At 69.4% G+C, this 9,723-nt stretch carries 9 protein-coding genes; 7 read left to right on the top strand and 2 right to left on the bottom strand.

The annotated features are described in order from the left end of the window. The 3 genes from cobA to BN13_RS17405 form a co-directional block, all read left to right on the top strand. Positions 1-887 (top strand): uroporphyrinogen-III C-methyltransferase (gene cobA, locus BN13_RS17415; RefSeq protein ID WP_048548489.1); only part of this gene is annotated, 887 nt, incomplete at its 5' end. After that, on the top strand, positions 884-1,615 hold the full coding sequence (locus tag BN13_RS17410) for a sirohydrochlorin chelatase (RefSeq protein ID WP_084733859.1): 732 nt from the start codon (positions 884-886) through the stop codon (positions 1,613-1,615). The genes cobA and BN13_RS17410, both read left to right, overlap by 4 nt. Before the next feature lie 37 nt (positions 1,616-1,652). Then, entirely contained in the window at positions 1,653-3,527 is a 1,875-nt protein-coding gene (locus tag BN13_RS17405; protein ID WP_048548486.1) for an ABC transporter ATP-binding protein, read from the top strand. Positions 3,528-3,590: 63 nt separating this feature from the next. Here BN13_RS17405 and BN13_RS17400 read toward each other — a convergent pair whose 3' ends face one another. Continuing rightward, the gene (locus BN13_RS17400; RefSeq protein ID WP_456152397.1) at positions 3,591-4,418 is read right to left on the bottom strand and encodes an SURF1 family cytochrome oxidase biogenesis protein; all 828 of its coding nucleotides are present in this window, start codon (positions 4,416-4,418) and stop codon (positions 3,591-3,593) included. Here BN13_RS17400 and moaA point away from each other — a divergent pair. Then, a complete protein-coding gene (moaA, locus tag BN13_RS17395; protein WP_048548484.1) occupies positions 4,417-5,454 on the top strand; it encodes a GTP 3',8-cyclase MoaA in 1,038 nt (345 codons plus the stop codon). The two genes, BN13_RS17400 and moaA, sit on opposite strands and share 2 nt — an antisense overlap. A 6-nt stretch (positions 5,455-5,460) precedes the next feature. Here moaA and BN13_RS20510 read toward each other — a convergent pair whose 3' ends face one another. Continuing rightward, on the bottom strand, positions 5,461-5,751 hold the full coding sequence (locus tag BN13_RS20510; protein ID WP_235434108.1) for a DUF3099 domain-containing protein: 291 nt from the start codon (positions 5,749-5,751) through the stop codon (positions 5,461-5,463). A 126-nt stretch (positions 5,752-5,877) separates the two neighbouring features. Between BN13_RS20510 and fabG the strand changes: the two genes are divergently transcribed. The 3 genes from fabG to BN13_RS17375 all read left to right on the top strand — a co-directional run bounded on the left by fabG (position 5,878) and on the right by BN13_RS17375 (position 9,700). Beyond that, a complete protein-coding gene (gene fabG, locus BN13_RS17385; protein WP_048548479.1) occupies positions 5,878-6,588 on the top strand; it encodes a 3-oxoacyl-ACP reductase FabG in 711 nt (236 codons plus the stop codon). 77 nt (positions 6,589-6,665) lie between these two features. Continuing rightward, the gene (gene fabI, locus BN13_RS17380; RefSeq protein WP_048548477.1) at positions 6,666-7,424 is read left to right on the top strand and encodes an enoyl-ACP reductase FabI; all 759 of its coding nucleotides are present in this window, start codon (positions 6,666-6,668) and stop codon (positions 7,422-7,424) included. 65 nt (positions 7,425-7,489) lie between these two features. Next, positions 7,490-9,700 (top strand): tetratricopeptide repeat protein, encoded by a 2,211-nt coding sequence (locus BN13_RS17375; protein WP_235434107.1) that lies wholly within the window; start codon positions 7,490-7,492, stop codon positions 9,698-9,700. The last annotated feature ends 23 nt before the right edge of the window (positions 9,701-9,723 follow it).

Here is a 9,723-nt window from a genome sequence, read left to right as displayed (position 1 = left end):
CCGATGGTGTGCAGGTCGCGGTGCCCGGCGGGGCAGCCCCCCGCCGGTCTACCGCCCTGCGCGACGCCATCCTGATCGGCATGGAGACGGGTCAGTTGCCGGTCGACCGCGTCCGCGGCACGGCGGCGGCCACCGCCGAGCGTCCGGGGCGGGTCGCCCTCGTCGGCGGTGGTCCCGGCGCCGACGACCTCATCACGGTGCGCGGGCGGCGGTTGCTGGCCCAAGCCGATGTCGTGGTGACCGACCGGCTCGGGGCCACCGGTCTGCTCGCCCATCTCCCCGAGCGCACCAAGGTCATCGACGTCGGCAAGACCCCCGGCCATCACCCGGTGCCGCAGTTCGAGATCAACGAGATCCTCGTCCGCGAGGCCAAGGAAGGCCAACTCGTCGTGCGGCTCAAGGGCGGTGACCCCTTCGTCCTCGGCCGCGGCGGCGAGGAGATGCTGCACTGCGCGGCGCACGGCATACCGGTGGAGGTCGTGCCGGGGGTCACCTCCGCGGTCTCGGTCCCGGCTGCCGCCGGCATCCCGGTCACCCAGCGCGGAGTGACCGCCTCCTTCGTGATGGCGTCAGCCCATGACGGCCCGGAACACGTTCTGGCAGCGGCCCGTTCGGCCGCTCCCGACGCAACCCTGGTGCTGCTGATGGGGGTGAGCCGGCTCGCCGAGACCGCGGCGGGCCTCATCGCGGCGGGGCGCGCGCCGCATACCCCCGTTGCCTTGATCGAGTCTGGGTGGACGCCGGCGCAGCGGACCACGACGACAACACTCGAGCGCGCCGCCGCGGACGCGACGGCAGCCGGAGTCCGATCCCCGGCCGTCATCGTCATCGGTGACGTGGTCGCCGTGCGCGATGAACTCCTGGCCCTCGGCGCCACGAACCTGTGACGACGCCCGACCCGGGATCGGACGGGCCCGCGAGCGACGTCGTTTTGCTCGCCCACGGCTCCCCTGACCCACGACACGCCCGGGACGTCTCTTCTCTCGTATGCCGCGTGGCCGCCGCCGCGCCCCACCTCGCCGTGCGCGCGGCATACCTGGATCACCACCCGCCGAGCGTGGCGGAGGTGGGCGCGAGACTCGCGGAGGTGGGCGACGCAGATGGACGGGGGCCGGTGGCGCTCGTGCCAGTCCTGCTCACCCGCGCGTTTCACGTGCGGGTGGACGTCCCCGCTGCGGCTCAGGTGCTGGCCGAGGCGTCGGGCCGCGAGATCCTGACGACCGACGCCCTCGGCCCCGACGTGCTGCTGGCCCGCGCCCTTGAGGAACTGCTCCGGCAACGCAGTGAGTGCCAGGTGGTCGTCTATCTCGCCGGCTCCTCTCGCCGCGACGCCGTCGACGAGCTCGTGGAGCGGCTGCGGGCGGACTTGATTCCCGAGCGCCGCTACGCCTTCGCGACCCTGGACGACCACCTGCCGCTGACCACCGCGTTGCGACAACTCGACGTTCGGGCCGGCGTCGTCGGGGTCAGCGCGATGATCGCCGAGGGTGTGCTGCGCGATCGGATGATGCGGCGTTGCGCCGAGCGCGGCATACCTTTTGCGGCCGGCGTCCTGGCCGACACCGACTCCCTCACCCGCCTGCTCCTCGATCGCGTGGACGCAGCTCGGAGCTGAGGGAATCCCAGCCCCGCCTGCGGGGTTGGATGATGCCATGAGCATGTCCCCTTGGCAGGTGATGCACAGCCTCACCCGTGACGGGAGTGTGGCCGAGACGAAGCTGCCCCCGGGCACCGCCCGCCGGGTGCTGTCCTACGCACGTCCGATGCGCGGCATCATCGCCGCCTTCCTCGTCTTGGTTGTCGTGGACGCTCTGTTCGTTGTCGCGGCGCCGTTGTTGCTGGCGCGGCTCGTGGACCACGGCGTCATCCCGGGGGACCGCTCGGTGGTCACCGTGCTCGCGGCGCTCGTCGCCGTTATCGCGGTCTTGGACGCCGTCGTCACAATCATCTCGCGCTGGTACTCCGCCCGCATCGGCGAAGGCCTCATCTATGACCTCCGCAGCGAGGTCTTCAGTCACGTTGTGCGCCAACCGATTGCGTTCTACACGCGGGCGCAGACTGGCGCCCTCGTCAGCCGGGTCAACAACGATGTCATCGGCGCGCAGCAGGCGTTCACGTCCGTCCTCTCCAACGTCGTCGGCAATCTCGTCTCGCTCACCCTGATCCTCGCCGCGATGATCGTCTTGTCGTGGAAGCTCACCCTCGCCGCGCTCCTGCTGGTGCCGTTCTTCCTCTTGCCCGCGCGGTGGATGGGCCGCCGGCTCGCAGCGCTCTCCCACGAGCAGATGAACCTCAACGCCGAGATGGGCACCCGGATGACGGAGCGGTTCAACGTCGGCGGGGCCCTTCTCGTCAAGCTCTTCGGCGACCTCGACCGAGAGGACCGGGAGTATGCCGCTCGCGCCGCACGAGTCCGTGACATCGGCATCAAGATCGCGATGAACCGCACCGTGCTGTTTGTCGCGCTGAGCTTCATCGCGTCGCTCGCGACCGCGATGGTCTATGGCTTCGGCGGCCTGATGGCGATTGACAAGACCCTCACGGTCGGGACGCTGATCGCACTCGCCGCCCTGCTCGCGCGGCTCTATGGTCCGCTCACCACCTTGAGCAATGTCCGCGTCGACATCATGACCGCCCTCGTCTCGTTCACTCGCGTCTTCGAGATCCTCGACTTGGTCCCGGCCATCCGAGAGCGTGCCGATGCCCAGCCCCTTCCCAGTGGCGCGGTCGCTGTCGACGTCGACCATGTTTCGTTCGCCTACCCCGGCGCCGACGAGGTCTCACTGCGGTCGTTGGAAGCCGGCGCCACCGGCGACCGGGCCCGTGGCGCCGTGGTGCTGGACGACATCACCTTCCAGGCGGCGCCGGGCGAGTTCATCGCCCTAGTGGGCCCCTCGGGCGCGGGCAAGACGACGATCACGAATCTCCTTGCGCGCCTTTATGACCCGACGGCCGGTGCCGTCCGATTGCAGGGCATCGACCTGCGTGACGCCACGCTCGCCTCGATCACCGCCTCCGTCGGTGTCGTGACCCAGGAGAGCCACCTCTTCCACGACACCATTCGGGCCAACCTGCTGTATGCCCGTCCCGATGCGGACGAGGCCGACATGACTGCCGCTCTGCGGGCCGCCCAGATCCTGCCGCTGATCGAGTCCCTGCCGCAGGGCCTTGACACCGTGGTCGGCGATCGCGGCTATCGCCTCTCCGGCGGCGAGAAGCAGCGCGTCGCGATCGCCCGCTTGTTGCTTAAAGGCCCCGGCCTTCTCGTCCTGGACGAGGCCACTGCCCACCTCGACAGCGAGTCGGAGTTGGCGGTTCAGCGCGCCCTGGACACCGCGCTGCATGGCCGGACCGCCATCGTCATCGCCCACCGACTGTCGACGATCCGGCGGGCCGATCAGATCCTGGTCGTGGACGAAGGCCGGATCGTCGAGCGCGGACGTCACCACGAGTTGTTGGAGCGTGGCGGGCTGTATGCCGACCTCTATCGAACCCAGTTCCTCGACGACGCGGCGGTCGCCACCTGATCCCCAGAAGCTGACCCCACCACCGGATCGCGTGGTCGGCTCAGCGGGTCAATCGTCGGCGGGTCAGGCGTCCTCTTCGTCCCAAATCCGGACCTTCTTCGGCTTGGCCGGGCGGGCCGGTGCCCCCGGGAGAGCGTCCTCGTCCGCGTCACGTTCTCGGCGCAGGCCGTAGTAGATCAGCACGAATCCCAGCGGCATCGTCATCCACCACTGATAGGCGTAGGCCTGATGCGGCCCCAGGCCCTTGTCGGGTTTCCCGAGCACCGTGGGTGTCAACCCGACACCGGCCGGCGCGGAGTCCCTTTCCAAAATGACATAGCCCCCGAGGACAGGCTCGCCAATGGCAGCCGAGATGTCCGCGAGGTTGATGCTGGCGACTTGCCCTGGGGTGCTCGCCTTGCCACGGGACTGCTCTCCGACCCGCACCCACCCGGTCAACGTGACCTCGCCAGCCGGCGGGGGAGCGACGACCGGCACGTCGCTCGCCCCACGTTGGCCTTGCGAAATCCAGCCGCGGTCGACCACCACGATGGCGCCGTCGACCCGGAACGGGGCTAGCACCTCATACCCCACCTCGCCGTCCACGGTGCGCCCGCGCACGACGAGTCGCTGCTCGCCATACGTTCCGGTCGCGGTGACGTGGGTCCACTCGGCCGCCAATGGCAGGGGAGTCGCCGCGAGCACCCCGGTCAGCGGCACGGGCGCGGCGCCATAGTGGGCATCGATCCGCTCGTTGCGTTCGACCTTGGCGAGGTGGCGGTCATACTGCCAATGGCCGAGGTGATATGCCGCGACCGACCACAGCGCCGCGAGGAGAAGAGTACCCAACCAGCGGAGGGTGAACACGCGGCGGAGCACCCGGCAACCGTAACAACTTAGAGTGGACGCCATGACCGACCTCCCGCTGCCGACGGTGCGCCCGAGCGCGCCTCCCGGCGCGGACGGTCCGCTGGTCGACACCTTCGGGCGCATCGCCAAGGATCTGCGGGTATCGGTGACCGACCGCTGCAATCTGCGGTGCACCTACTGCATGCCCGCCGAAGGTCTGCCGTGGCTGCCCAAACCGGACATGCTCACCGATGACGAGATGGTCCGGCTGATCGCGCTGTTTGTCCGGCTCGGCGTGCGCCAAGTCCGGCTCACCGGCGGCGAACCGCTTCTGCGCCGATCGCTGGTGTCGCTGATCGGCCGAATCAGTGAACTCGACCCGCGCCCGACGATCGCCATGACGACCAATGGCGTCGGCCTCGAACGCTTGGCCGCCCCGCTGAAGGAGGCCGGGCTCGACCGGGTCAATGTCTCCCTCGACACGATCGACCGGGAGGAGTTCCTCTCCCTGACGCGACGGGATCGATTGGCCGACGTCGAAGCCGGGCTCAAGGCCGCCCACGACGCCGGACTGACTCCGGTCAAGGTCAACGCCGTCACGATGCGCGGAGTCAACGACGCCGACGTCGCCGATTTGCTGGCCTGGTGCATCGAGCGCGACTACGAACTCCGCTTCATCGAGCAGATGCCGCTCGACGCCGGTCATGAGTGGCAGGCCGCCACCATGGTCACGGCCGCCGAGATCCGCGCCGAGTTGGAGCAGCGTTATCGACTCACGCCGCTCGACGGGCGGGGAAGCGCCCCGGCCGAGCGTTTCCTGATCGATGACGGCCCGCACACCGTCGGCATCATCGCCAGCGTCAGCGCACCGTTCTGTGCGGCCTGCGACCGGGTCCGCCTGACGGCCGATGGGCAACTGCGCAACTGCTTGTTCGCCAACTCCGAGTCAGACCTGCGCACGCCACTGCGGGCCGGCGCAACCGACGACGACCTCGAAGGCATCATTCGCGGCGAGATGTGGCGCAAGGCCCGGGGGCACGGCATCGGCAGCCCGGACTTCCACCAACCCGACCGCCCCATGAGCGCGATCGGCGGCTGAGCCGGGTTAGTCGCGGTGCTCGACGACCTGGCCTTCCAAGGTCTCCGCCTCGGCGCGCAGCAAAGGCACCACCTCGGTCACCTCCTGCACCGACCCGGCCGCCCTCGGTTTGACCGCATTGGCCAGCACCACGGCGACATACGGCAGGAGAACGGCTCCGGCGACGGCGGTCCACCGCATCCAGCCGGTCAGGACGACGGCCAGGATGAAGCAGGCGGTGCGAATCGCCATCGTGATGAGGTACTTCTTGATCCGAGCGCTTTGCTCCTCGGCCAGGCTCTCGTGGGCAGAGGTCACCGACTGGACGGTGCTCGGCTCCCTACTCACCAACCCAGCGTATGCCGCGCCCGGGCGATGCAGTCGACCGCGCCGTCCACTAGGTTCAGAGGTGACGGGCAGCACCCATGCGACGGAAGGCCGAGTATGACCGCACGTAACGTCTTGGTGACCGGCGGCAATCGAGGGATCGGGCTGGCCATCGCCGTGGCGATGCGCGATGCCGGCCACCATGTGGTCGTGATGTCCCGCTCGGGCGAGGCTCCGGAGGACCTCGAGGCGGTCGCCGGCGATGTCAGTGACACCGCCTCCGTCGACGCCGCCTTCAGCGCGGCCGAGGCGAAGTTCGGCGGGCCGGTGGAAGTCGTGGTCGCCAATGCGGGCATCACCAAGGACGGCCTGCTCATGCGGATGCCGGACGCCGACTTCGACGCCGTTATCGACACCAACCTCGCCGGCTCGTTCCGGTGCGCCCGTCGGGCGAGCGCCGGGATGATCAAGAAGCGCTTCGGCCGACTGGTCTTCGTCTCCAGTGTCGTCGGCCTCTATGGCGGCCCCGGTCAAACCAACTACAGCGCCAGCAAGTCCGGCTTGGTTGGCTTGGCTCGCTCGATCACGCGCGAACTCGGCGGCCGCGGCATCACGGCCAATGTCGTCGCGCCGGGGTTCATCGAGACCGATATGACGGCGGAGCTTCCCGAGGACCGGCAGAAGGCCTACAAGGCGGCCATCCCGGCGGGCCGGTTCGCCACCCCGGCCGAGGTCGCTGCCGCCGTTGTCTTCCTCGCCTCCGACGACGCCGCCTATATCTCCGGGGCGGTCATCCCCGTCGACGGTGGCCTCGGTATGGGGCACTGACCCCCCCGCTTCCCGCACCCCCAACGCTCGGCGAGGCTCCCGTCGGGAGCGAGCGCACGGCATACGAAAGGATCGGAATGCTGCTGAAAGACAAGACCCTCCTGATCACCGGGGTCCTGATGGACTCCTCGATCGCGTTCCACGTCGCCAAGCTCGCGCAGGAGCAGGGGGCATCGGTGATTCTGACGTCGTTCGGCCGGACGATGAAGATCACGCAGACGATCGCGAAGCGGCTCCCCAGCACGCCGCCGGTGGTCGAGTTGGATGTCGCCAACCAGGAGCATCTCGACAGCCTCGCCGAGCGGCTGCGCGAACACACCGACTCTCTCGACGGCATCCTGCACTCCATCGGGTTTGCGCCGCAGGGCGCGTTCAACTTCCTCGAAGGCACGTGGGAGGACGTCGCCACCGCCTTGCAGGTCTCGTCCTACAGCCTCAAAGCGCTCGCGGTCGCGGGGCTGCCGCTGATGGCCGAGGGCGGCTCAATCGTCGGTTTGACGTTCGATGCGAAGTTCGCGTGGCCGGTCTACGACTGGATGGGGGTGGCGAAGGCCGCGTTCGAGTCGACGAATCGCTACCTGGCCCGAGACCTGGGGCCCAAGGGAGTTCGCTGCAATCTCGTCGCCGCCGGTCCCATTCGGACTACGGCCGCGAAGTCCATCCCCGGTTTCGAGCAGTTCGAGCGGATCTGGGACGAGCGCGCCCCCCTCGGCTGGAATGTCTCCGATCCGCTGCCCGCGGCGCAGGCGTGCGTTGCCTTGCTCTCGGACTGGTTCCCGGCGACGACGGGCGAGATCGTCCACGTTGACGGCGGCGTCCACGCCATGGGGCAATAACGCCCGTGAGTGACACCGGCACCACCGAACCGCCCGCGACCGAATCTGTTGTGACCGAACCCGTTGTGACTGAACCCGTTGTGACCGAGGAAGTTCGGCTCCTCGAAGGCCCGAACCTCTATTTCACCAGGCCGGCCGTCAAGGTCATGCTGTCGATGCCCGGCTATCTGGAGGCGCCGACGACCTCGGTCAAGGCGGTCGCGGACGCCCTCGGGATGCGCGCCCGCGTTGGTGAGCCGGGCTCGGTTCAGCGGCGTGCGTTCCTCGGTCGCGTTGCGCAACAGTCGATTCGGACGATCGCCCGGGCGGCGGGCACCTCCCGAGTGGGTGTGCGAGTGCGTGCTGGGGCCGCCCCCGAGGACGTCGTCGTGGCAGCCGTATGGCGCCGCCGCGGCCGCGCCTGGGTCCTCGGCGAGTCCTTGGCGGGCTTCCTGACGGATGTGCTGGCCGGGGGTGAGCCCGCAGCCTTGGCGACGGCCATTGCGAACGAGATGATGTCGGCCCGCGCGGGCAGCCGGCCCAGTGCGATCACGCCGAAGGTGCCGGTCGCGTCGATCACGGGGACCAACGGCAAGACCACGACGACCCGGCTGCTCGCCCACATGTGCATGACAGCGGGCAAGACGACTGCGTGGAGTTCGACCGACGGGGTCGTTGTCATGGGCCAGATGGTGGAGCCGGGGGACTACTCCGGCCCGGCCGGTGCCCGCGGTGTCCTGGAAACTCCTGATCTGGAGATCGGGGTGCTGGAGACGGCGCGCGGCGGACTGCTCCTGAAGGGGATGGGCGTCACCCACAACGATGTCTCGGTCGTCACGAACGTCTCGGCTGACCACTTGGGTTTGCAGGGGATCGACACGCTCGACCAACTGGCCGAGGTCAAGGCGATCGTCACGACGGTCACCAAGCCGGACGGCTGGACGGTGCTCAACGGTGAGGATCCGCGCGTCTGGGCGATGCACGGCCGGTCTTCGGGGCGGCCGTGGGCGTTCGCGCTGGACCCGACGACGCCGGCGCTGCGGGCCGCCGTCGATGCCGGCGGGCGGGGAATCACGGTCAGCGACGGCGATATCACCGTCCTTGAGCCGGGCGGAGCCACCGTCAAGATCGCCCCGCTGACGGACGTGCCGGCGACCCTGTCTGGGCTCTCGGTCCACAACATCGCCAATGTTCTGGCGGCCACCGCCGCTGGGCTCGGGCTCGGGCTGCCGCGGGCAGCGGTCCAGGAGGCGCTGCGGACGTTCAACCCCGACGACCGGCTCAATCCGGGCCGGATGAACATCTACTCGCTGCCGGTGAGTGGTGGCACCGCCTCGGTGATCCTCGATCTGGCTCACAACGAGGCCGGCCTCGCCGCACTGCTCGACGTGGCGCGCGGCCTGGCCGCCCCCGGTGGTCGGGTGTTCCTGGCCCTCGGGACCGCCGGTGACCGCACCGACGACATCCTGGCGGCGCTCGGCCAGATCGCCGGCCAGCGCGCCGACCACGTGGTGATCGCGCACAAAGAGCACTACCTGCGGGGCCGGACGCTCGCCGAGTTCGAGGCGCACTTCGGCGCCGGCCTGGCCCTGGCCGGGGTGGGGGAGGCGCCGAGCCATCCCACTGAACTCGCGGCCCTCGTCTCGCTCGCCGAGCACGCCGCCGATGGTGACGTCATCGCGATCATGACGCACGAGCAGCGAACAGCCGCGGTCGAGTGGCTCGCCGGTCAAGGCGCTACGCCGGACGGAGCCGCCGACATCCGACGCAAAGTCGTTCGGGCACAAGGGAAACACGAGCGCGAAAATGCCTTCGACGCTCTTGCCGTGCTCAGTGGTGAGGCGCAGGTGACGGAGGCAACGGCGCTCCGTGCGGAGATGCCGGGGGACGCGCGCGCGGCATACGAACTCGCGGGTGCCCTGGATGCGGCCGGTCGCGAGGCCGAGGCGGTCCCGTTGTATGAGGGAGCCCTCGCTGGTGGCCTCCCCGAGCCCCATCGCCACCGCGCCCGGATCCAACTGGCCTCAAGTCTGCGCAACCTCGACCGCCACGCCGAGGCGATCGCGCTGCTGGACACCCTCGCGACGGAGCGCCCGGAGAGCGCCGCGGTCGCGGCCTTCCGCGCCCTGGCACGCCTGGACGCGGGGCAGCCCGACGCCGTCGTCGCCGACCTGATCGATGCACTCCTGGCCCGCGCCACCGACGACGACGCCAACCTCTACCGCGCCGCCCTGACCCGCTACGCCGACGCCCTCCGCGCCCGGGCACCCCAAGGAACTTCTGCTAGCAGCAGTTAGTCAACTGCGGACACCTTGCAAGG

It is taken from the genome of Nostocoides jenkinsii Ben 74 (genome assembly GCF_001046875.1).
Taxonomy (GTDB): domain Bacteria; phylum Actinomycetota; class Actinomycetes; order Actinomycetales; family Dermatophilaceae; genus Nostocoides_A; species Nostocoides_A jenkinsii.
The sequence above is the reverse complement of the archived record's forward strand: the minus strand, read 5'-3'. Positions and strand labels throughout refer to the sequence as shown.